Annotated in this window: 18 protein-coding genes; 14 read left to right on the top strand and 4 right to left on the bottom strand. The window is 57.8% G+C overall.

All coding sequences use genetic code 11. From position 1 onward, the window contains the following. Window positions 1–5 precede the first annotated feature (5 nt). The 13 genes from ACZ0A4_RS23425 to ACZ0A4_RS23365 all read left to right on the top strand — a co-directional run bounded on the left by ACZ0A4_RS23425 (window position 6) and on the right by ACZ0A4_RS23365 (window position 15590). Window positions 6–2060 (top strand): type VI secretion system Vgr family protein, encoded by a 2055-nt coding sequence (locus ACZ0A4_RS23425; protein ID WP_463576513.1) that lies wholly within the window; start codon window positions 6–8, stop codon window positions 2058–2060. Window positions 2061–2111: 51 nt separating this feature from the next. Further along, window positions 2112–4826 (top strand): hypothetical protein, encoded by a 2715-nt coding sequence (locus ACZ0A4_RS23420; protein ID WP_463576512.1) that lies wholly within the window; start codon window positions 2112–2114, stop codon window positions 4824–4826. Between the two features lie 14 nt (window positions 4827–4840). Then, window positions 4841–5377: a hypothetical protein gene (locus tag ACZ0A4_RS23415; protein WP_463576511.1), complete on the top strand. Its 537-nt coding sequence runs from the start codon at window positions 4841–4843 to the stop codon at window positions 5375–5377. 113 nt (window positions 5378–5490) lie between these two features. Then, a complete protein-coding gene (locus tag ACZ0A4_RS23410; protein WP_463576510.1) occupies window positions 5491–6855 on the top strand; it encodes a lysozyme inhibitor LprI family protein in 1365 nt (454 codons plus the stop codon). Window positions 6856–6994: 139 nt separating this feature from the next. Continuing rightward, entirely contained in the window at window positions 6995–8389 is a 1395-nt protein-coding gene (locus ACZ0A4_RS23405) for a TIGR01777 family oxidoreductase (protein WP_463576509.1), read from the top strand. A 9-nt stretch (window positions 8390–8398) separates the two neighbouring features. Continuing rightward, entirely contained in the window at window positions 8399–10849 is a 2451-nt protein-coding gene (locus tag ACZ0A4_RS23400) for an alpha/beta hydrolase (RefSeq protein ID WP_463576508.1), read from the top strand. Further along, window positions 10846–11355: a hypothetical protein gene (locus ACZ0A4_RS23395; protein ID WP_463576507.1), complete on the top strand. Its 510-nt coding sequence runs from the start codon at window positions 10846–10848 to the stop codon at window positions 11353–11355. Before ACZ0A4_RS23400 ends, ACZ0A4_RS23395 begins: the two co-directional genes overlap by 4 nt. Then, complete coding sequence (locus tag ACZ0A4_RS23390) at window positions 11355–12089, top strand: hypothetical protein (RefSeq protein ID WP_463398332.1); 735 nt, start codon at window positions 11355–11357, stop codon at window positions 12087–12089. Before ACZ0A4_RS23395 ends, ACZ0A4_RS23390 begins: the two co-directional genes overlap by 1 nt. 11 nt (window positions 12090–12100) lie before the next feature. After that, window positions 12101–12631, top strand: a complete 531-nt coding sequence (locus tag ACZ0A4_RS23385; RefSeq protein WP_463576506.1) for a hypothetical protein — start codon at window positions 12101–12103, stop codon at window positions 12629–12631. 4 nt (window positions 12632–12635) lie between these two features. Next, window positions 12636–13181 carry a hypothetical protein gene (locus ACZ0A4_RS23380; protein WP_463576505.1) on the top strand — a complete coding sequence of 182 codons (546 nt, stop codon included), beginning with the start codon at window positions 12636–12638 and terminating at the stop codon, window positions 13179–13181. Further along, window positions 13168–14016 carry a tetratricopeptide repeat protein gene (locus ACZ0A4_RS23375; RefSeq protein ID WP_463576504.1) on the top strand — a complete coding sequence of 283 codons (849 nt, stop codon included), beginning with the start codon at window positions 13168–13170 and terminating at the stop codon, window positions 14014–14016. Before ACZ0A4_RS23380 ends, ACZ0A4_RS23375 begins: the two co-directional genes overlap by 14 nt. Window positions 14017–14018: 2 nt before the next feature. Beyond that, window positions 14019–15092 carry a tetratricopeptide repeat protein gene (locus ACZ0A4_RS23370; RefSeq protein ID WP_463577621.1) on the top strand — a complete coding sequence of 358 codons (1074 nt, stop codon included), beginning with the start codon at window positions 14019–14021 and terminating at the stop codon, window positions 15090–15092. Between the two features lie 57 nt (window positions 15093–15149). Continuing rightward, window positions 15150–15590: a hypothetical protein gene (locus ACZ0A4_RS23365; RefSeq protein ID WP_463576503.1), complete on the top strand. Its 441-nt coding sequence runs from the start codon at window positions 15150–15152 to the stop codon at window positions 15588–15590. Between the two features lie 58 nt (window positions 15591–15648). Here the strand turns inward: ACZ0A4_RS23365 and ACZ0A4_RS23360 are convergent, their stop codons facing one another. Continuing rightward, on the bottom strand, window positions 15649–16020 hold the full coding sequence (locus ACZ0A4_RS23360; RefSeq protein WP_123376100.1) for a DUF6124 family protein: 372 nt from the start codon (window positions 16018–16020) through the stop codon (window positions 15649–15651). Between the two features lie 586 nt (window positions 16021–16606). On the opposite strand from ACZ0A4_RS23360, the gene ACZ0A4_RS23355 reads away from it, so the two are divergent. Further along, a complete protein-coding gene (locus tag ACZ0A4_RS23355; RefSeq protein WP_039757355.1) occupies window positions 16607–16990 on the top strand; it encodes a helicase in 384 nt (127 codons plus the stop codon). 90 nt (window positions 16991–17080) lie between these two features. Here the strand turns inward: ACZ0A4_RS23355 and ACZ0A4_RS23350 are convergent, their stop codons facing one another. The 3 genes from ACZ0A4_RS23350 to ACZ0A4_RS23340 all read right to left on the bottom strand — a co-directional run bounded on the left by ACZ0A4_RS23350 (window position 17081) and on the right by ACZ0A4_RS23340 (window position 21575). Then, window positions 17081–18481, bottom strand: a complete 1401-nt coding sequence (locus tag ACZ0A4_RS23350) for an aminoacyl-tRNA deacylase and HDOD domain-containing protein (RefSeq protein WP_034152069.1) — start codon at window positions 18479–18481, stop codon at window positions 17081–17083. A gap of 79 nt (window positions 18482–18560) precedes the next feature. After that, window positions 18561–20636: an ATP-dependent DNA helicase RecG gene (gene recG / locus ACZ0A4_RS23345; protein ID WP_463576502.1), complete on the bottom strand. Its 2076-nt coding sequence runs from the start codon at window positions 20634–20636 to the stop codon at window positions 18561–18563. A gap of 9 nt (window positions 20637–20645) precedes the next feature. Continuing rightward, entirely contained in the window at window positions 20646–21575 is a 930-nt protein-coding gene (locus ACZ0A4_RS23340; protein WP_463576501.1) for a LysR substrate-binding domain-containing protein, read from the bottom strand. Window positions 21576–21816 lie beyond the last annotated feature (241 nt).

The following is a 21816-nucleotide window of genomic DNA, read 5'->3' as shown; positions in this document are numbered from 1 at the left end:
ACTTTATGTTCAACCCAGCTAACGAAACCCACTTCAGCCTAAAAGTGGAAGACTACGTCGGCGACCTGCAAGTGCTGTCGTTCACCGGCACCGAAGGCATCAGCCAGCCGTTTCGCTTCGACCTCGAACTGGTCAGCGAAAACCCGGATCTGGACCTCGAACAACTGCTGCACAAGCAGGCGTTTCTCGCGTTCGATCCACAAGGCTCCGGCATTCACGGCCAGATCTACCGCGTTGCCCAAGGCGATGCCGGCAAGCGCCTGACCCGCTACAAAGTGTCGATGGTGCCGCAACTGCAATACCTGCATCACCGCACCAACCAGCGCATCTACCAGCAGATGTCGGCGCCGAAAATCATCGCGCTGATCCTTGAAGAACACGGCATCAAGGGCAACGCCTACAGCTTCCAGCTCAGCCAGCCGTGCCCGGACCGCGACTACTGCGTGCAGTACGACGAAACCGACCTGCACTTCGTCCAGCGCCTGTGCGAGGAGGAAGGTATCCACTACCACTTCCAGCACAGCGACAAAGGCCACCTGCTGATGTTCGGCGACGACCAGACCGTGTTCCGCAAACTCGGTCAGCCAACTGCGTACGTGCAGGGCAGCGGCATGGTCGCCGAAGAGCCGGTGATCAAAGGCTTCAAGCTGCGCCTGGAAACCCGCACCAGCCGCACCACGCGCCGCGACTACGACTTCGAAAAACCGCGCCTGCAAATGGAAGCGGCGTACAAACCCGAAGGCGCTCTCGATAGCAAAGACGCCGAACCAGATCTGGAAGACTACGACTACCCGGGCCGCTTCATCGACCGCGCCCGTGGCAAGTTCCTCAGCCAGCGCGCCCTCGAACGCCACCGCGCCGACTACCGGCAGGCCGAAGGTCGCGGCGACCAGACCAAACTGGTCAGCGGCCACTTCATGGAAATGTCCGACCACCCGCGCACCGAGTGGAACGACCTGTGGCTGCTCACCGAACTCTTCCACGAAGGCAAACAGCCGCAAGTCCTCGAAGAAGGCGTGACCAGCGACACCACCGACAACAAGGACGACTTCCACCAGGGCTACCGCAACACCTTCCTTGCTACTCCGTGGGACGTGTTCTACCGCCCGGCCCTCGAACACCCGAAACCGCGCGTCCTCGGCAGCCAGACCGCCATGGTCACCGGCCCTAAAGGCGAAGAAATCCACTGCGACCCATACGGCCGCATCAAAGTCCAGTTCCACTGGGACCGCGAAGGCCAGGCCGACGACAAAACCAGCTGCTGGCTACGCGTCTCCAGCTCCTGGGCCGGCGACCGCTACGGCGCCATCAGCATCCCGCGCATCGGCATGGAAGTCCTCGTCACGTTCCTCGAAGGCGACCCCGATCAACCGCTGGTGACCGGCTGCCTGTACCACAAGGAAAACCCGGTGCCGTACGCACTGCCGGCGAACAAGACTCGCAGCGTGTTCAAAACGCTTAGCTCACCGGGCGGTGGCGGCTACAACGAACTGCGCATTGAAGACAAAAAAGGTGCCGAGCAGATCTACATTCATGCCCAGCGCGATTGGGATGAAAACGTTGAGCACGACCAGAAGATTCGGGTTGGCAATGAACGTCACGACACGGTGGTGAAGAACACCTACACCGAGCTGAAGGCCGAGGAACACCGCACCACGATCTCTGATCGCAAAGTTGAGGCGAAGCTGGATGATCACCTCACGATTGGGCAGAACCAGCATGTGAAGCTGGGGACTGCGCAGCTGACCAGTGTTGGGAAAGAAATTCACCTTAAGGCTGGGGACAAGATTGTTATTGAGGCCGGGACAGAGCTGACCATTCTTGGGGGTGGGAGCTTTATCAAGCTCGATGGCGGTGGGGTGACGGTGGTTGGGCCGGTGATCAAGATCAATGCGGGTGGTTCGGCTGGCTCCGGCACCGGGATCGGGATTAAACCGCCGGTGCTGCCGGGGGCGGCGGACAAGGATAAGGCGGGGAGTTTGATGGATCAGGCGTTGTTGAATGCGTCTGAGGAAAAGATCAAACGCAAACCGAAACGCATGCTCAATTTTTCCGGTTAAGACATCGACGGCAATCCAAGCCACCAGGGATCAGAATTCAGGTAATTGGTAATGACAGAGACAACCAAGAAAGTAGAAAAATGGTCGTATCCCCTGAAAGTAGGGGCAGCAGGAGCGACGGATCCGCAGCAGTTTTATAAGGCTTTAGCCAATGCCAAAGATGGGTTCTATCCGTTGGGGGCCAATGGCCTTTGGCATGGTGGTGTTCATTTCGATGAAGCCTCGGGTTTGGTACCTGACTTGGCGGAAGTTAAATGCATCGCTGACGGTGAAGTAGTCGCTTATCGTATTGACAGCACGTACCCGAAATCCGCCTATGGTACGGCTGAGGCTGAATTTTCGACCGGTTTTGTATTGGTTAAACACCGATTGGAAGCGCCGGTGCAACCAGCACCCCCAGCCCCCCCAGCCCCTGCTGGATCGCCCGCTTCACCGCCAGCGGTTGGTCCAAGCCTGAACTTTTTCAGTCTTTACATGCATTTGTTGCAGTGGAAGAACTACGAAGAAACTCCAGCATTGTCGCGACCACCCTTTTGGGGTGGGGGTACGTTGCAAGTCAAAGCGTCGGCTGACGACGAAATCCTCGGTTTGCGTGTTCGTCAGGAACCGCGTGGCAAGTCAGGGTACGCAACCGTGTTAACGGTTTTGAGCCGCGGTACGGTCGTCTCGACGGGTGAAGAAGAAAATGGCTGGCTTAAGGTGGTCAGCGTCACGCCCGCTAATACCGACCTCCAGCCCGGAACAGGCTGGGTATTCAAGAGAGAAATGACAGCCGGCTCGACACCCAACACTTACGTCATTGGTACCGCTGCAAAAGACCCGATGAACCCACCTCAGAAGGGTCTCGTTGTTCGCGCTACTGCGAGCCAGTCAGGCGCTGCAAAAGCTATTTTGCCCCACGGCACGCAGGTCAGAATCGGGAGCGACGGGACGCGTGGCAAATACCAGAAACTGTTGGAAATTGTCAGTGGGAATGCTGTTCCTCCGTTGACACCTGCTGAGGTGCTCGGATATGTCTGGGAGGGGAACCTTGAAGCCAAAAGTGAGCCAGCCGAAAAGGACGCTGTGCATATCCTGACAACTCCATTCCCGATTACGGCGGGGAGTCTGATCGGCCATGTGGGGAAATATCAAAACCATTCGGATTCGGCCCCGAAGAATTTATTGCACGTTGAGGTGTTTAGCTGCGAAGACGTAAAAGCATTTACCGGACTGAGTAAAGAAAAAGCTGCGGGGTTGCCTGCGGCTGGAAAAACGCTCGTAAAAATTCCAAAAGACAGCGTGTTGGTCACTCACACGCAAGGAATGAGCGCAACAAATCCACCTAAAGTCACCGATCCCCACAAAAAAGTTGGATATGACTTCTTTGTTCCAGTCGGAGTGTTGGACGCGCTACCAGCGGAAAAAAAGATCAAAGTTCCTGTTGTTATGGGGGGAACCACCACCTACACGCTTTGGTGGCGTCTGGATGGATTGCTTGGTGATGCAGAGGGGAATGAAATTAGCGGGTGGTTTGCAGAGCCGGATACTGCGTTGTCACGCCATTCTCCTTTTGAGTGGGAAGGTTTCAGCTTTATAGATGAGGCTGGGAGCAACGTAGATCATTTGGCCGCATTTCTTCATGCACAGGAAGGCCTTAGTGAGGAAGAACAAGCTAACTACCAGCCTAATATCGGTAATGCCGAAGAAGGTTCTACAAAGCAAAAGCTTTACAAAATTCTAGACAGAAACGGTGATAAAAAGCTCACGCCTTCGGAAATAAAAGAGGCTTTGAGTAAACCATGGTTCGCACAGCCGATTTCTCAGATGGTTACACGCTATGAAAACGAGTGGCAATTCAAACAAGAAAAATGGGATTCTCTGGATGAATTGATGGGGCATAGTGAATCAGAGCCACATAATGAATGGATTGAAGAAAAGGCAAGAATTAAAAAGTTGAGCTGGTGGGACAAGCTTGTCGGGCAGCATGGGATTACCAGTGATACTAATGTTCGGCATTTTCATCCGATTGCACTTATTGGGAGTTTTACTGCGCCCCGAGACCTGATTACAATGGAAATGCTTCGGGCCGCCAACCCGACGGGGTCGGAAGCACATCACTCCAATATTTTGCCCTATCTCAACAAATATGCGGCGGCATATAAACTTGAACAGCCGAGGGCTATTGCGCACTTCCTCTCTCAAGTCGGTCATGAAAGTCAACTCAGAATTATCGAGGAGGGATTGAGTTATAGCGCCCGACAAATGAAAAAAACTTACGGATGCAAATGGCATAATAAGGTGAATGGGTATAATGAGCAGACGGATAGCTGCGACTTTGGTGTGCTGAGAAGCAAACTTTGGTCAGAAACAAGTCATTACGCGATGAATGCTGAAAACCTTGCCAGTTACGTCTACGCAGATCGAATGGGTAACGGTAATGAGGCTAGTCGAGACGGCTATCGATATCGCGGACGCGGCATGTTGCAGGTGACGGGAAAGTCGGAGTATCAACGGTTTACTAACGTGCATAATCAACGGAACCCTACGGATATTCAGGACTTCGTAGCAAATCCGGATCTTCTGATCTCCTCTACCGAATACGGTGTTGAGTCCGCCTTTGTCTTCTGGTTCACGAAAGCGGGTCAGGGAGGCACAAAGTTGTGCGAAGTCGCCAAGACAGGCAGTGTTGTCGACGTAACACAAATGGTGAATGGCGGCCAAAATGGATATGCGGACAGGAACAGTAGGTTTCAAGCACTCGCTGCACTTATGAACATTAACTAAGAGGTTGTTCTGTTATGCTCCGTTTATTTATGTTTGCTTTTGTTTTCCTTCTGGCAAACTCCAGCAGTGCGCAAGACGTAAACTATCTTCAGGGAACGGTGATCCAAGGACCGTTTAAAACTGACGTCGTAAATGGGGGCGAATTATCATTCCTGCAGACGACGAGCGAGGAGTTCCCTGTTTCTCTGGTTCTGGATGTTGTTGGAGTCGACAATAAAAAAAATCGAAGTCTTGTCGATAAATACGATGTAGCTGGGTCAGATCCAAAAATTGAGTCGATTTTCTTTTATCCAGTTAAGGGTAAGAAAAATGTGCTTGTTTTGGTTTCTTGGGAAATTACGAGCAGAGGAATTGGAACGTACGGAACCCTTTATCAAGTTTACGGGTATGAAAAAAGTGCGGACAATAAATTGGTTGTAAATAAGCTTATCCGGTTTGATAAAAATTTGAGTGGGATAGAAGGGTATCAAGAAGGTGAGGAACAACATTTTCCTTATGTAAATGCAGGGTTGATCAAGTCTTATATCAAGAAAATAAATGGCGCTAAATAGTGATGGCGCCAATGTTTTGCGTTTAATAGGGCAGGCTACTCTTTATTATGCGTGAACGTGGTTTGGCCCCGGTTCACCAAACGCAAAACCTGAATGACTCAAGGATGAACACCGTGAACCGTTTTGTTTTAACCCTTCTGGCCGTACTGCTGCCGGCTTCAGCCGCCTACGCGCAGGACGACTGCCGCAATGTCACCTCAAGCCTGGAAATGGTGCCGTGCTCGGAGGCGGCGAAGAAGGCTGCTGATGCGCAGTTGAATGTCAGCTACAAGCAATTGATGGCGCGACTTGAGTCTGGCTATCGAGCAGATCCGGTGTTGGGTGCGGAATACGCGGCGAAGGTTAAAGAGTCGCAACGTGCGTGGTTGAAATTGCGCGATGCGAACTGCCCTTTGGAGGCATTCGAAATCGAGACGGGGATGCCGGCGCATGTGTTCGCTGTCAACTCGTGCATCGACAGAATGAGTCGCGAGCGCTCGGCGTATCTGGACAAGATTTTCCCTGCGCTTGCATCCGATAAGAGCGCTTCGACGGCTCCGACCAGCGACGCTTGTCCCTCGGAGGAGTTCGCGCCTTTCCTGATTGCGTTTTCCGCCAACAGCGAATCACAACGCCGTCTCACTGCGATGACGGTCAAGTCGCTGGTGTTGAAACCGGTGGCGGGGAAGGATCGAAGTACCTTTGAGCCTTCGACCTCGGGAGTTAGTGGAACAACGTTCTCCTATCCGCTGATGGCTGCAATCACACCTGGCAAAACACCTGGCGTCGAGATCGAAGAGGTCGATGACAGTCACGTCAACGTTGTGGATAAAAGGGCAGGCAACAGCAATGTGAAAATCTTCAACTTCTCTCGTCAGGCGTGCTGGGTGCTTGAGGGGATTGAGGATTGGTCGATCAGCGAGAAGGATCTTGTCGCAACAGATAACCCGGGAATGAGCCGCGCCGAGAACTTCTGTTATCAACGTGCCGAAGCGTTAGGTGGGCTTGGGTTTCTTGAGCAATACCCGCTGACGGTGGAGTTGATTGAAGCGTCGCTGGAAAATTTTGTCTGTGCTGCAGAGTCGGGTGACGCACAGGCGAGCCTGTCGGCGGCAAGCCTAAGCCTTTCGCAAATGGCGTCTCAGTTGGAAACCCCTAAGGTCGAGGCGCTGTTCAAAGCTGCCTCGAAGATACCGAGTGGCGCGTTGGCCTATGCCACGTTTTTTTGTGTCGGAAACTCCACCGACTATAGCGGCCCTTGCCTCCATCCCGAGCAGGCGAAAGAGCAGGTCATTCGGGCGATCACCATGGGTTCCACAGACGCGATGAATTATCTGGCCTCGACCTTCGAAGGTGGCGAGTTTGGAACGAAGGATATGTCCCGAGCGTTAGCCTGTTATCAAATGGCGGCTGACAAAGGTAATCAGTTGGGCATCTTCAACGTGGGGCGATTGGGATCGTCAGGCACCGCGCCGATCAAAGCCAGCCACTGCATTTGAATTTCGAGGGCATGTGTGAGGCGGTTTTGCAGGAGTTTTGCCTGAATCCCTCACGCTAAAACGTTTAATGCATGAGCATCTGACGACCGCGATTTTCCTTTAAACTCCCCACCCCCAAGGAATGCGCTCAGGACACGGAATGCCAGCCCCCTCGATCTCCCTTCGCCCCGCGTTAGTGCTCTGGTTATACGCCGCTGCGATCGTGCACATACTCGCCGGCCTCACCCTGACCTGGGCCGGTCATTCCGGATTACTCGACGGCTATCTGCACACCCTCGAACTCGCATTCTGGGGCGCCGATACGGTGCCTGCTGCCGGCCACGAACAACAGGTCTGGTGGCTCGCGCTGTTCGGCGCGACGCTGCAAAGTTATTCGTTGTACATGCTCGCGCTGGTGCAGTTGGGCAATCGCTTGAAAACCCCGGCAGTCTGGGGCTGGTTGAGCGCCGGCATCCTGTTATGGGCGCCGCAGGACATGTGGCTCTCAGCGCAACAACAGGTTTGGTCGCATCTATGGCTAGATGGTTTTGCATTGCTGGTGTTGTTGCCGCCACTGTTTTGGCTGTATCGGCATGACCGCCGGAAATCTCCTTCAGTAAAGACTCCGAGCCAATCCAACCCGTTTGCCGGCGGCGCTTTCAAGCGCGTGCTGATCACCGGCGGCACCGGGTTCATCGGTAAAGCCTTGGTCAATCAATTACTCGACGCGGGCCATTCGGTCAGCGTACTGACGCGCGATCCGTTGAGCGCGGCCAATCTATTCAACGGCCGCGTCCGCTGTGTGCATTCACTCAGCGAACTCAGCCACGACGAAGCCTTCGACGTAGTGATCAATCTCGCCGGCGCCCCCGTCGCCGGCCCACGCTGGACTCCCAAGCGTCAGGCGCAACTGCTCGCCAGCCGAGTCGGAACCACCGAAGCGTTGATGATTTGGCTGAAGAACACCAAGCACAAACCAGCGCTATGGATTCAAGCCTCGGCCATCGGTTTCTACGGCGTGCGCGATGCCAGCGAAAGCCTCGACGAACACGCCAGCAAGGGCGAGGGTTTCATGGCCGAACTCTGCGCGCGTTGGGAAGCCGCCGCGCAACCGGCCACTGAGTTTGGCGTGCGTCAGGTGGTGTTGCGTCTCGGTGTGGTGTTCGGCCCCGGCGGCGCGTTGACGCCGTTGCTGCTGCCGTTCCGCCTGGGCTTCGGCGGGCGCATGGGCGACGGTCGGCAGATCATGAGCTGGGTGCATCGTGACGATGTGCTTCAGGTGATCGCGCGGGCTTTCAACGACGACAGTCTGCGTGGCACCTACAACATGGTCGCGCCCGAAGCGATCAGTCAGGCCGCATTCGCCGAGCAGGTCGGCAAGGTCCTCAAGCGCCCGGTGTGGTTCCACATTCCCGCCGCGCCAGTGCGTGCAATGGCAGGGGAAATGGCGCAGTTGTTTTTCGACGGTCAGCGCGTGGTGCCGCAGCGTTTGACCGAGGCCGGCTACACATTCCGTTATCCCACCCTCGACGCCGCTCTGCGCGATCTGACCTGAGGATCGTCCATGAGCAAACCCTTGATGTATCTGCTGGCCGGCAACGGCAGCGCCGCCGATTGGTGGGATGACGCGCTGCCGCACTTTCAGCGCTACGACGTGGTGCCGCTGGAGTTGCCGGGCTTCGGCGCGAATCCGCAGCCGCCTTGCGAGGATCTCGCGGACTACGCGCAGACCTTGTTGGCGATGACGCAGAAGGGCAGCGCGATCATGGCGGTCGGGGTCAATGCCTTGCTTGTATTGCATGCGCTGCAACGTCGTCCCGGGCACTTTTCCCGCAGCGTTTTGTTGGCGCCGGTCGGTGCATTTTTGTGGCAGCGGCGCTTGCCGGCACTGATGTCGCCGCTGCCGATTCGCAAGACCATCCACTGGCTGCTGTCGAACAAGCCCACGCTGTTCGCCCGCAAGTTCTCCAACCAGACCTGGACGCCTGCGCAGTACAAGCGCATGGGCGCCGGCTATGCGCGCTGCCGTGCGTTCGTGCCGCACTGGGATCTGATTCGCGCCGACACCGCGTTGCCACTGCTGGAGTGGATCACCGATCCGGTCGAGCTGGTCTGGGGCGATCAGGACGCCGTGCTCGGCATCGAGCAAGCGGCGGCATGGTCGGCGATTCTCGCCCGCGCCGATCTGACCATCAGCCTCAAACCCGGTTGGGGTCATTACCCGTGGATCGACTCGCCCGCGCAGTTCGCGCAGTGGCTGGAGTCGGGCGAGCACGGGTTTGTCGCGCACACCAAGGGCGGTCGTTTGCGTCTGGCCGAACTGGCCCGGCAAGCGGTGCCGGCTGCGCTGACGCTCAACGATTGCAGCGATCCGCGTCTGCCGGCATTTCTCGCCGCCCACCCTGATGTGACATGGGCGGTGCGCTCCTCCAGTTACGGCGAGGATCAGGCCGATTCGGCGAATGCCGGTTTGAGCACGACCTATCTGCGCGAGCCGTCCGCCAATGTGCCGAAACGCATCGCCGAACTGACGGCCGAAGGCGTCGAGGAAGTGGTGCTGCAACGCTTCATCACGCCGGTAGTGTCCGGGATCGCTTTTGTGCGCCATCTCTCGGTAGAACTGGAGTGGGTCGAAGGCCATCTCGAATCGCTGGCCGACGGTCACGTCAGCCCCTCGCGAGCAACGCTTTCGCGGCTCGGCGATGCCTGGCGCAGCGGCACGTTCACGCCGTCCCACGGTTTGACCGAAGACCTGCTCTGGCGCTTTCTGCAAGACGTGTTGCGCGTGTTCCACTACGTGCCCGGCGACGTCGAATGGGCCTGGGATGGCTCGCAACTGTGGCTGCTGCAATACCGGCCAATCAGCGATTACGGCTGGCGCCGACACCTCACTGCCGCGAACATCGCCGAGATCCTGCCGCCGCAACCGAGCGTTCTGGTGGAATACGCCCAACGCCGCGCAGCAGCGAGTATCCCGGCGATCATGGCGCGTTGGGATGCGAGGGTGCTGCAGGACAACGAGCCGTTCACCGCCGTGTTCGGCGGCGCGTCCTACATCAACAATGATCTGTTTCTTGCCCGGCTGGCCGACTGGGGCATCAGCGCGAGTAACTACGCTGGTGAAGTCGGTGGCGCGACTCCGCATCTGCCGTGGCAACCGCTGAAGATGCTGCGTTCGTTGCCGCTGTTTTTGCGTATGCAACGCAAGGCTCGCGGGCATTTGCTGAATCTTGAAAACGGCTTGCAGCGCTTCGATCAGGAACTCGCCGAACTCGTCGCCCAAGGTGCCGATGGCCAACAACTCGCGGACTGGTTCACCCGGTTTTACGTGTTCGTAGTGCAAGGCAATCTGTGCATCGCCACGGCGCTGGCTAGCAGCGGCGGCGACTGGCTTGGGCGCCCGCCGACCGCGTACGACAACCTTGAAAACAGTCCTCACCGCTTGCCGTGGGAAACCGATCCGGCCACGCCTCGGCCCGCGTCGAGCGATCTGCCACTACAGCCATTCCCGCAATGGTCAGGGCTGATCCGCCTCGCGCATTCGACCGGCCTGCCGGGCCTGCGCGGCTACTACCTGCAGGTGCGCGAGTGGTATCGCGACAACCTCATGCGCATCTTCTTCCGGCTTCATCACGCCATGCCACTGGCGGACCGCGAGCATTGGTTCGCGCCGCATCCCGACGTGCGCACCCGCGACGGCAGCTTCTGGCAGGACGGTCGCAAAGGTGCGGAGTTGGCCACCGGGTTCATGATTTATCCGGGGCAGGTGCAAGGCATCCTCGGCGCCGACATCCTGCTCGAAGACACCCTCGATCCGGGGCGGCATGCGCACTATCAAACAGCGCGGGCGGTGATTGCGCGAATGGGCGGGCGCTTGTCGCATGGCTCGACGTTGTTGCGCGAGTTGCGCAAGCCGTCGGCGGTGATGCCGCAGGTAGATCCGGCGTGGGTGGGGTGTGAGGTGTTGTATCGGGATGGTGAGTTGCAATTGATCAATTCGAAGGATGCGAAGTGAAACGACTGTTGTTGATGTGTTTGGCCTGGTTGCCGATGGTGAGCATGGCAACGGATCTGTGCAATTCGGAGACCGATACGAAGAACTTTCTCTCGCAATGGGTGGAAAGATCCGATTACGTCTTGGACATACATTCAAGTTTTCAAACTGATGGATTCAGTCTGGAGGAGGGCAAAGTTGTGTATCGCGGCGATCTCAACGGCGACGGTCAGGAGGACTTCATTTTCACCTCCTACTCAAGCCGCGGTTCAGCGGGTGACTCGACCTTCGCCTTTCTCATCCAGTGCCACGGTTACTTGAAGCATGTAGGGGGCGATTATTTCGCCGAGGTCAAGGTTCTGGACGGTCCGCCCAAGAACGGCGGCGATGTAAAAGACATCGAGATCTACTCCTACATCCGCGATAAGCGCGACCAGATCCGCTACAAGGGCAAAGAGGCCATGACCCGAGCCCATCTGTGGCAATTCAACCCGCAAACACAGCTTTATGAAGGGCAGTCAGAGTAATGGACGTTGTAAAACGCTGTTTCCTGAGCGGCTTGTTGACTGGTTTTTTTGCGCTTATGCAGGCAGGTCATGCGGGTGCCGCAAGTGACGTGATGGTCGGCAATGCGACAGGTCAATTACCGGTCGTGCAAGGGCCAACCGAGGCCTCGGTCGACATGACCCCTTGTCGTTTTTCCATGACGCTTGCGCAGGATCAATGGTTGCAGTTCAACGCGCCCGATCTGATATTCATCGCCTCCCAACAACTGCCCGATCCCTCCAGCGCACCACACTTGTGGCAAGCGCCGAGATCCAGCAGCTATGAATGGAATTTTGAAAACTCGGCCAACATGACCCATCCATGGTTCGGGATCATGTGTGAAAACGTCGGCAGTTTTTCTTCCCTGACGACGCAGCCGCCGGCAGATGACACGATCGAGCTGCAACAGCTGCGTGAGGCCAATGATCGCAAATGTCCGGCGACCCTGACCGAAGTCGGCTGGCGACCAACACCGCTGGCAGGTGACCCGCAAACCTATGCCTTTGAGTCACTGGAAGGGGCGAAGTCGTCAGGGTTTATCATCGGCTACCACCACAAGCATCAACCTCAATTCAGCCGTATCGCCTTCTGCCTGGTTCAGGGCGAGCAGGTGCTGATCGGTGCTGCCGAATCGGGCTCATCCATCCCGTTGGCGATCAGTGCCGAAGGTTTCGAACACATCAAGACCGCCGTGCGCAGCATTGCTTTCCAATGAGCATGCCGGCGATGCCTCACACCGAATGGAGTCACCCCGTGAAAGGATTTGCCGCTGTGTTTGCCAGCCTCCTGGCTGCTTCCACATCCGTGTTCGCTACCGAACCGGCGTTCAAGGACTACAGCGTTTCAGCCGTTTTCAGCGGATCGCACCATGGACTCGTGCCGCAGGAAAACAGCAGCCCGATGATGGACAGCACCCGTGCCAACGCCCTCAAGGGCAAGGTCAATTTCGCCGGTCATTACATCCTGTACCGCTTCGGCTGTGGCGGCGGCGCGCTATGCGGCGAAGTGCTGGATGCCCAGACCGGTGAAGTGGTTGGCGGTCTGCCGAATGCTTACGACGGCAGCACCGTCGGCATGGTTTACCAGCCCGATAGTCGTTTGATTATCGTGTCCGGCATCACGCTCGACGGCGAAGAAGACGCCCAAGGGAATGCACTGGAAAGCGGTAACCGGGACCGTTACTACGAGTTTGTGAACAATGAGTTTCGGCTGCTGAGCATGACCGACGTGGAATCGCCGCCGATGGATGAGGAGTGAGTGGATGAACCGTCTTCTCGCGGGCAGCCTTTCGCTGCTGCTCTCTCTGCCAGCCTTCGCCGCGCCTTCGGACGCCTTTACCCAACGCGATGTCATGCAGTGCGGCGGTGTTGAAGTGGTGTTGGTGTCGTCCTGCCGATCGGTGACGGTGGATGGTGCGCAAACCCACGTCATCCCGGTCTGCTCCGACCAGACCATCAATATCGGTAGCAAGGTGCTTCGACGCGATATCAGCAAAGTTTCCCAGCTCACTTCCGACGGTGCGAAGACGAAGATGTTGAGCAATGTTGTTGTGGTGATGGATTGCGTGGAAGGCACCAAGGGCAGTCTTGTTTCGATAGGCGGCTATGGCGGTTGTGGTGCCTGCGCGGAGTGGCATGGGTATTACTCGACAGCAGGGCGATTGGAGCAATACAGCTTCGATAATAACCAGCGCTCGTTTGGCTCGAGGGGATCTCGGGACGAGCTGATCAAGGCCTATGGTGTTACGAAGAGACAGCTAATGTCAGAAAGCCCGGCGGTGAAGAGGATCGTCTATGGCCAGCCTTAAGTGGGTGTTGATGATCGGCAGCTTGTTCAGCGCTACCAATGTCTTTGCCGTTGACCCGCCAATAGTGGGAGCCGCCGGAAACACAGTGACGTTCCAGGCAAAAAAATGGACATCACCCGTCGTGGAATCTACCACTGCCTGGTTCACCGCGAATGGAAAAACGTTCCCGTTGTTTCATGCCGGCATTGGTGCCCAGGCTTATCCTGAATGGCTCAGCCCTGACAAAAAATTTCTACTGGCGACTGCGGTGGAGTACGGCGTAGTCATAGGTGAGAACGGTGAGGAAATAGCGACATCACAAGGGCATTGCGATGTGATCTCGATGGAAACCGGTTGCGTGCTTGCTGAGAGTTACGAGCGGTTTTGTGAAGGTAAATGGGTAGGCAATCAATGGGTTTCCGAGGAGGGCGGGGTGCTCAATCCTGTCTTGGAGACTAAGTCACCCAAGGACCTGCTGAAATATGCTTCGAGTATCGAGCCGGTACAGTCCCGCGCAGAGTCCATCGAATGGAGCCTGAGCTTTTTAAGCCCGGAATCCTACATGGCGTGTCATCCCCCGGCGCAAAGTGTTCAGACTTACAACGACCTCGGTTTCTACTTGGCCGAGGGCGGCAATGATGAGTTGGCGCTGAAGTTTTATCGAGGCGTTGAAGCTGTCGGCAAACGCACAGTGCTGATGCTGAACATGGCTGATTCGCTGTGGCGACTTGATCGGCAAGAAGAAGCGCAGCGTTATTACCGCGAGTACCGCGTCGCGATGAGTGCCGCCGGTAAAGCGCAGAAGATTCCGCAACGCGTCGTTGAGCGATCTGAAATTCAGGGACTGAAACAGTGAATATGTTCTTCCGCTTTATCGTGTTTAGCCTTGGGCTGCTAACCACTTCATACGCACTCGCTGCCCCACAAGTCCTGAAGGAAATTCCGGCTAGCTTGCTGGGTGATGCATCACGGCAAAAGGTATTTGTTCTGACAGGGGATGCGGACGAGGCCTCCAACCGGTTGTTGATCGCGCCGGTGCAGGCACGTGATGAGGACATTTTGCTCGATACGTCGAAGGCGCTGCCTCTGGTCAAGAGTCAGTACTCGTCTGCGCTTCAGGGTGTCTTCAGCGTCCATGTACTCAAAGGTCGCCCTGGCGTCATGACTGTCATTGATCCGCAGGCTGAGGAAGCTGTGGTCAAGCAGCCGTTCGTTGAGGCTGGGGATTACATCGCGCTGGTAACCAGCGAGGAAGATAACGCGGTTTACAACTTCAACCTGTTGTTCGCCTTCAACAGAGGTTCAAAGCAGTTTGAGCTGAAAGCTCTGCTGGAAGTGGCGAACAACGACTCCTGTGATCGGTCGCTTGTCAGCGTAGTGGAGTTGCCGGTGCAGACATTGGGCCCAATCACTCTTGCTTCTTTCGATGGGCGTGAAGCGCTGCAGAAGCTGCAGGTTGCTCGTACTCGCAGTATTGAGGGCGTGAGAAAGAAATTGATGACCGTCGATTCGGCTGATTTGCTGAATATGGCGCTGGCAGCCTACCGAAAGGGTGATGACTCTTCCTTCAAGGATACGATGAGCTACGCGTTGATGGGCGGTGGCTCGCATGACACTTGTCCCCCGGATAGCTATATCGTCGCAAAGTACTACTACCCGCAGCGTCCAGGTTGGTCCAACGACCTCGGCTTTCTACTCGGCGAAGCGGGTTACTACGCTGAGTCGATTGAGTTGCTCAACGCAGTGATTGCTAACCACCCAAACAGGACGGTTGCTTATCTGAATCTCGCTGACAGTTATTGGGCCGTGAACGATAAAGAGCGGGCGCTGGCGGCGTACAAGCAATACGCATCGCGAATGTCTGAAGCGGGAAAAGCTTCGAAAATCCCGGCGAGGGTGGGTGAGCGCAGCGCTGTGGCGCCCGAGGCGTGACAAGAGCTCGTTGAGTTGCTGTAACTGTGTGTTCTGTACCCATTAACCGCTAAAGGAATGTTCGGTTTGAAATTTTCGTCTGCATTGTTTTCCGCGTTGCTCGTTTTCGTTCCTCTGGCGGCTCATAGCGAGGTCACGACCGAAGTTTTTTGCTTCCGCTCCCACGAAGGCAAGCCCATAAATTTTGAGTTCAGAACCTATTACGACTCTGTCGCCAAGTGGAGCGGTGCTGGCGTCAAGTACAGCAAGTCGAAGAAGGCCATCACTCTGGTTCATCGCAATACTGAACAAGAGGAATTGGTCTATGGCCGGCCCTACCAGTACACGACAAATTGGGTTGAAGTAGTTGATGGCGCACTGACAGGTGAGTATCAGATGGTCACTCAGGGTGGCCGGGTTGATGCGATGTCGTATACGAATTACAAATCCGCAAAGAAGTATTCGTTTGAAAACGATTACAACGTGGATTCGAAACCTGAAACAGGTTGCCAGTGGTGAAGCAGGGAATATTCAAAAAGGGGACTTAACGTCCCCTTTTTTTCATCCACAAATCTCCCTACGGCTTGGCCGCCACGCTTCGCACTTCAATCTGGTCGAGCGTCCCTTCCACCATCAATCTCACCCCGTCCGCCATTCTGCTTAGGGCCAGTGCCACCGAGCGGCGGGAGCCGTGGAGGTCGTCGGCGAGGTCGCAGGCGATGACGCTGATGGACAGGAGGTCTTCGGAGGCGTTGGCCATGAGGGCTTCGGCGTCGGTGCCGGGGGAGAGTTTGAAGAGGCCGTTCTCGCGTTTGGGATGTGGATCGACGGCTGGTTTGAAATGGTGGTCGAGGGCGCGCTCGGCGGCTTCGTGGAATTTCTTTGATTCCAGAGTTTCGTAGGGCGAAACGTCTGGATTCTCTGGGGGATTGGGTGTTGGTTTGATCATGGTGCAGCTTCCTGAAGTTATGGGGCCGACACCAATTCGCTTTGCACTTCGAATAGGTGGCAGCTGTGCGTTGGTGTGCAAGACCGGTCCAGGAACCCGGCAGACCCGAAGGTCTCCGACGCACAGCCGCCATAACGATCGGGAGCATAGGAAAACGCTCGGCGAAACGCCACTAACGATTGTGCACCTGAACCGGACTTGCACGTCCGAGTCACCGATTTTGCGGCGACCCACAGAGCCTATCCCCACCGCACCAACTCGCCTAGTTCATGCACAGCACCGCACTTTGCAGGAAATTTCCCATAGATTCGCGGGGCGGAAGATCAAAAGATCGCAGGCTTCGCCAACTCCTACAGGGATGTGTTTCAACAGGTGTAGGAAAGGTGAGTGGTGAGACGCGGAGCGTCTCGGGATGCATTCCCACGCGGAGCGGGGGAACGATCAGTGGGCGAGCGCTGAATCGTGACTTGGCAGTCATCGTGCGGGAAATGGTCTGCATCCTCTTCCAACAGCGGTAGATACTGGCGTTATCGTCCGAATCCCTTACACTGCTCCGGCCGTTCATTTTCCTTTTGAGGCTGTGCGCATGAAATTTCGTTTTCTTCTGTGGATGATGGGTTTGTTGATGGGTAAGGCCAGCCGGACAAATCCTGCGTTCCAGCAGCAGTTGGGTGACAAGGATCTGGTGTTTCAACTGCAGACGCTGGATGGGAAAGTGGCGCGGCATTTTGTGGTCAAGGATCAGCGCATCACCAGCAAATCCGGCGTGGTGGCGGAGCCGGCGTTTGCGATTGCGTTTAAAGATGCCGGTTATGGCTTTGCCACGATGCAGGCGAAGAACAAGCAGTTGGCGTTTATGCAGGGGATTCAGGACAAGTCGATCCAGCTCAAGGGGAATCCGGCGCTGGTGATGTGGTTTCAGGGGTTGATGAAGTATTTGAAGCCGAGGAAGGCTAAGCCTAAGGCTTGAGGTGGTCAGTTAGACCGAGTTGGATTCTTCGCGAGCAGGCTCGCTCCCACAGGGATTTTGGTGATCCTTGGGGGAGCGGGCCTGTTTTGTTTAGGCCTGGCTGAACTGCGAGGCCAGTTCGCGTAGCAGCACTTCGGCTTCTAGGACTTTGCTGACCACGTCGTTGGCTTTTTCGCGAGTCAGGCCGACGCGTTCGAGCAGCGCGTCGGGGATGTCTTCATCCGGCCCCGAGCCAATCCCGCGGCTACGCAGCAGGCGCACGGCCAGGCAGACGAGGTTCGGGTATTCGGCGTAGGCGCCGTCGTAGCTTGGGTCGTGCTGGAAGCGCAGCGCGGTGGCCAGCTCGTCCGGCATGTCCCAGTAGCGCATCAGCCACGAGCCGATCTGTTCGCGGCTGATACCGAGCAGATGTTGCTCGATGTAGCTGTGGCACAGGTGCGGGTTGACCTCCAGGTGACGGCAGATCAGCGAGAAGTGCGGCGGGAACACGTGGGCCAGCAGCAGGTAACCGAAGTTGTGCAGCAAGCCAGCCAAGTAGGTCAGCCCGGCTTCCGGGCGCTGGGCGCGCGGCATGGCGCGGGTCAGGCCTTCAATGACGGCGGCGGTGTAAATCGACTGCTGCCAGTACGGCGTGGTGTGTTGCGGGTGGTCTTTGGGCAGGCTCAGGGTCTTGCCGAGGGCCAGGCCCAGCGCGAGGTTGATCACCAGATCGAAACCGAGCACGCGGACGATCGCGTCTTCCACCGAACGAATCTTGCCTGGCGAAGCGTAGTACGGCGACGCCGCCCAGCTCACCACTTGCGCGGCCAGCGCCGGGTCGGTTTCAACGACGCCGGTGATGTCGTCGATGGTGGCGTTGGGATCGACGCGCAGTTTGATGATTTTTTGCGCGGTTTCGGCCAGCGGCGGAATCTCGATGGTCGCTTCCAGACGCTGCTGAATGCGCCGCGCGGTGAACGCTTGCACGGCCTGGGTGATTTCCTCGCGGTCATCGTCCGGGCGGTCGAGGTTCGGGCGGATGCTGCTCAGGGCTTCGCCGAAGTTGGCCGCGCTGGCCTTGGTCAGCATGGTCTTGAAGTCTTCGCTGGCGATTTCCAGCAGCAGGCCCGGCTCACCGGAGTTGATCAGCAGCTTCGGTTCGCGCAGCAGGCTTTCTTCGTAGAGGCACGGCGAACTGGTCAGCGCCGGCAGGCCCGGCAGCAGGCTCAGGCTGTGTTTGCCGAGCATCTTTTCCAGGCGCTCGGTCGAGACGGCGGTCAGGCGCCGGCCCGTCAGTTCGGCGAGGCGATTGAGGTCGAGCAACTGGCTCTGCGGAAACAGCACCATCAGCGCGCCGACGGCGTCGTCCAGCAACACGGCTTGTACCTTGCGCGATGCATTGAGGCCGTGGTGGTCGAGCACTTCTTCGTAGGCGATGCCCAGCTTGCCTAGCAGCAGCCGAATGACAGACGGCGCGTGCGGGGATTCGGGGGCGAGAGCGGCTTCGGTCATGGTCTGTATCCGTTTTTGAAACAATGGCAGGAGTATAACCAGCTTGGTCAGAACGATCTGTCAGAAACTGCGACGGTGCTCACACTTGGCCGTATTGCTGCCCATGGCGCAACCAGCGATCGAGTAATGGGCTGACGTGGGTCGGCCAGCGTTCCAGCAGGGCTTGGGCGGCGTCGCGCACGGCGGGGAGTAAATCGGCGTCGCGCATCAGGTCGGCGACTTTGAATTGCAGCAGGCCAGTCTGGCGGGTGCCGAGCATTTCCCCGGGGCCGCGCAGTTCGAGGTCTTTTTCGGCGATGACGAAACCGTCGTTGGTCTCGCGCATGATGCCCAGGCGCTGGCGACCGATTTGCGACAGTGGCGGATGGTAGAGCAGCACGCAATGGCTGGCGGCGCTGCCCCGGCCAACCCGTCCGCGCAATTGGTGCAGTTGCGCGAGGCCGAGGCGCTCGGGGTTTTCGATGATCATCAGACTGGCGTTGGGCACGTCGACGCCGACTTCGATCACCGTGGTGGCGACCAGCAGTTGCAGGTTGCCGGCCTTGAATTCGGCCATGACGGCGGCTTTCTCGACGGGTTTCATCCTTCCGTGGATCAGCCCGACTTTTAACTCGCCGAGGGCGAGGGTGAGATCTTCAAAAGTGGTTTCGGCGGCCTGACAGGTCAGCTCTTCAGATTCTTCAATCAGCGTGCACACCCAATAGGCCTGACGGCCCTCGGCGCAGGCACCGCGCACGCGTTCGATGACTTCGACGCGGCGGGTGTCGGTGACCAGCACGGTGTTGACCGGGGTGCGGCCGGGCGGCAGTTCGTCGAGGATCGAGGTGTCGAGGTCGGCGTAGGCGCTCATCGCCAGCGTGCGTGGAATCGGCGTGGCGGTCATGATCAGTTGATGCGGGCACATGCGCCCGCCGACGCCTTTCTGCCGCAGCGCCAGACGCTGCTGCACGCCGAAGCGGTGCTGCTCGTCGATGATCACCAGCGCCAGATTCTTGAACTGCACTTCGTCCTGGAACAGCGCGTGGGTGCCGACCACCATCGGCGTACCGCTGGCGATCTGCTCCAGCGCCGCGACGCGGTTCTTGCCCTTGAGCTTGCCGGCCAGCCATGCGACTTCAATGCCTAACGGTTCGAGCCAGCGTTTGAAGGTGATGAAGTGCTGCTCGGCGAGAATCTCGGTCGGCGCCATCAGTGCGACTTGGTAGCCAGCCTCCAGTGCTTGCAGGGCGGCGAGGGCGGCGACCACGGTTTTACCCGCGCCGACGTCGCCCTGAATCAGCCGCAGCATCGGTTCGTGCTGACTGAGGTCGTAGGCGATTTCATTGCCGACGCGCTGTTGCGCACCGGTCGGATTGAAGCCGAGGTTGGCCAGGTATTTCGGCGGCAGCTTTTTCGCTTTCGGCATCGCTGGCGCGCGCAGCGACCGCATGCTTTCGCGCAGACGTTGCTGCGACAGTTGATGGGTCAGCAGTTCTTCGAAAGCCAGACGATGCTGCGCCCAGTGATGACCGAGGGCGAGTTCGTCGACGTCGGCATCGGCGGGCGGGTTGTGCAGGTAGCGGATCGCATCGGCCAGCGGCGCCAGTTGGTAGTCGCGCGCCAGTTCGGTCGGCAGCCAGTCGGGCAGGGTGTCTGGCTTGAGCAGGGTCAACGTCTGCATACACAACTGGCGCAGGCGCTGTTGAGTCAGGCCCTCGGTGAGCGGATAGACCGGGGTCAGGGTTTCATCCACCGGCGGCGGTTCGTCACCGGTAATGGCGCGGTATTCCGGGTGATAGATTTCCAGCCCTGACGCGCCGGGCCGGGCTTCGCCGTAACAGCGCACCCGCGTGCCGCGCTTGAGGCCTTCTTTCTGCGCGTTGCTGAAATGGTAGAAGCGCAGACTGAGACCGCCGGTGCCGTCCTGCAAACGCACGACAAGGCTGCGGCGTCGGCCCATGACCACGTCGGCGCCGCTGACGGTGCCTTCGACCACAGCGTCCTGTCCCGGTCGCAGGGCGCCGATCGGCACCACACGGGTGCGATCCTGATAGCGCAGCGGCAGGTGGAACAGCACGTCCTGAAGATTCTCCAGGCCGACCTTGGCCAATTTCTCGGCCATGGCTTCGCCGACACCCTTGAGTGCCGTCACCGACACTTGCGACAGCTCAGTCATGACGCTCGCTTAACCGGCTGTAACTGGTGCCGCTGGCTTGGCCACCGAGCACAGGCGAATGGAGTCGGCGAGGATTTCGATGGCTTTCGGCCGTGGGAAACTCGCACGCCAGGCGATGGCCACGGTGCGGAACGGCACCGGTGGCGACAGTGGACGCACTGCGATCACGCCGGGGGCGTAGTGATGGCTATCGACGGCGGACAACGGCAGGATCGAGATGCCCAGACCGGACGCGACCATGTGGCGAATGGTTTCCAGCGAACTGGATTCGACCGTGGTGTGCTTGGCGCCGTCGCTGCCCTTGGTCAGGGTCGGGCAGGCTTCGAGCACCTGATCGCGGAAGCAGTGACCTTCGCCGAGCAGCAGCAGGCTCTTGTCGTTGAGCAGGCCGGCGTCGATGGTTTCTTTTTTCGTCCACGGGTGCTGGGCCGGCATGAGCACGTAGAACGGCTCGTCGTACAGCGGCAGGGTCAGCACGTCAGCTTCGTTGAACGGCAGGGCGATGATGATCGCGTCGAGTTCGCCGTTGCGCAGTTTGTCGCGCAGCACGTGGGTGAAGTTTTCTTCAATGTACAACGGCATCTGCGGGGCGACCCGGTGCAGTTGCGGAATCAGATGCGGAAACAGGTACGGGCCGACGGTGTAGATCGCGCCGACTTTCAGTGGGGCGGTCAGCTGGTTCTTGCCGGCCTGGGCCAGTTCGCGGATGCCTTGGGCCTGCTCGAGGACTTTCTGCGCCTGGGCGACGATGCCTTCGCCGACCGGGGTCAGGCGCACGGCGCTTTTGCTGCGCTCGAAAATCAGCACACCGAGTTCGTCTTCAAGCTTTTTCACGCCCACCGACAGGGTCGGCTGGCTGACGTGGCAACGTTCGGCAGCGTGGCCGAAATGCTGCTCTTGGGCGAGGGTAACGATGTAGCGTAATTCTGTGAGGGTCATAGCAAGCGTCCATGAAGATGCGGGCCAAGCATACCGGCTGCAATCGATAGACGCACGTTATCAGACTGAGCGCTCAATGCGACACCGGGCAATCTCGGTTTGCCGTTGCCAGATATGCAAAAGGCACCTTTCGGTGCCTTTATTTCGATCTAACGCTCAACCCATAACCACTGTAGGAGCGAGCTTGCTCGCGAAAGCGGTGGGTCAGACAAGCATGTGCTGACTGACACGACCCCTTCGC

It is taken from the genome of Pseudomonas sp. AC172 (genome assembly GCF_979258595.1).
Note: the sequence above shows the minus strand (reverse complement) of the source record. Positions and strands in the feature narration are given on the sequence as shown.

What these genes read in the sequence shown, in the direction of transcription:
- ACZ0A4_RS23425 (WP_463576513.1), top strand. Translation starts at nt 6, where the DNA reads ATGTTCAACCCAGCTAACGAAACCCACTTCAGCCTAAAAGTGGAAGAC.
- ACZ0A4_RS23420 (WP_463576512.1), top strand. Translation starts at nt 2,112, where the DNA reads ATGACAGAGACAACCAAGAAAGTAGAAAAATGGTCGTATCCCCTGAAA.
- ACZ0A4_RS23415 (WP_463576511.1), top strand. Translation starts at nt 4,841, where the DNA reads ATGCTCCGTTTATTTATGTTTGCTTTTGTTTTCCTTCTGGCAAACTCC.
- ACZ0A4_RS23405 (WP_463576509.1), top strand. Translation starts at nt 6,995, where the DNA reads ATGCCAGCCCCCTCGATCTCCCTTCGCCCCGCGTTAGTGCTCTGGTTA.
- ACZ0A4_RS23400 (WP_463576508.1), top strand. Translation starts at nt 8,399, where the DNA reads ATGAGCAAACCCTTGATGTATCTGCTGGCCGGCAACGGCAGCGCCGCC.
- ACZ0A4_RS23390 (WP_463398332.1), top strand. Translation starts at nt 11,355, where the DNA reads ATGGACGTTGTAAAACGCTGTTTCCTGAGCGGCTTGTTGACTGGTTTT.
- ACZ0A4_RS23385 (WP_463576506.1), top strand. Translation starts at nt 12,101, where the DNA reads ATGCCTCACACCGAATGGAGTCACCCCGTGAAAGGATTTGCCGCTGTG.
- ACZ0A4_RS23380 (WP_463576505.1), top strand. Translation starts at nt 12,636, where the DNA reads ATGAACCGTCTTCTCGCGGGCAGCCTTTCGCTGCTGCTCTCTCTGCCA.
- ACZ0A4_RS23375 (WP_463576504.1), top strand. Translation starts at nt 13,168, where the DNA reads ATGGCCAGCCTTAAGTGGGTGTTGATGATCGGCAGCTTGTTCAGCGCT.
- ACZ0A4_RS23370 (WP_463577621.1), top strand. Translation starts at nt 14,019, where the DNA reads ATGTTCTTCCGCTTTATCGTGTTTAGCCTTGGGCTGCTAACCACTTCA.
- ACZ0A4_RS23365 (WP_463576503.1), top strand. Translation starts at nt 15,150, where the DNA reads ATGTTCGGTTTGAAATTTTCGTCTGCATTGTTTTCCGCGTTGCTCGTT.
- ACZ0A4_RS23360 (WP_123376100.1), bottom strand. Translation starts at nt 16,020, where the DNA reads ATGATCAAACCAACACCCAATCCCCCAGAGAATCCAGACGTTTCGCCC.
- ACZ0A4_RS23355 (WP_039757355.1), top strand. Translation starts at nt 16,607, where the DNA reads ATGAAATTTCGTTTTCTTCTGTGGATGATGGGTTTGTTGATGGGTAAG.
- ACZ0A4_RS23350 (WP_034152069.1), bottom strand. Translation starts at nt 18,481, where the DNA reads ATGACCGAAGCCGCTCTCGCCCCCGAATCCCCGCACGCGCCGTCTGTC.
- recG (WP_463576502.1), bottom strand. Translation starts at nt 20,636, where the DNA reads ATGACTGAGCTGTCGCAAGTGTCGGTGACGGCACTCAAGGGTGTCGGC.
- ACZ0A4_RS23340 (WP_463576501.1), bottom strand. Translation starts at nt 21,575, where the DNA reads ATGACCCTCACAGAATTACGCTACATCGTTACCCTCGCCCAAGAGCAG.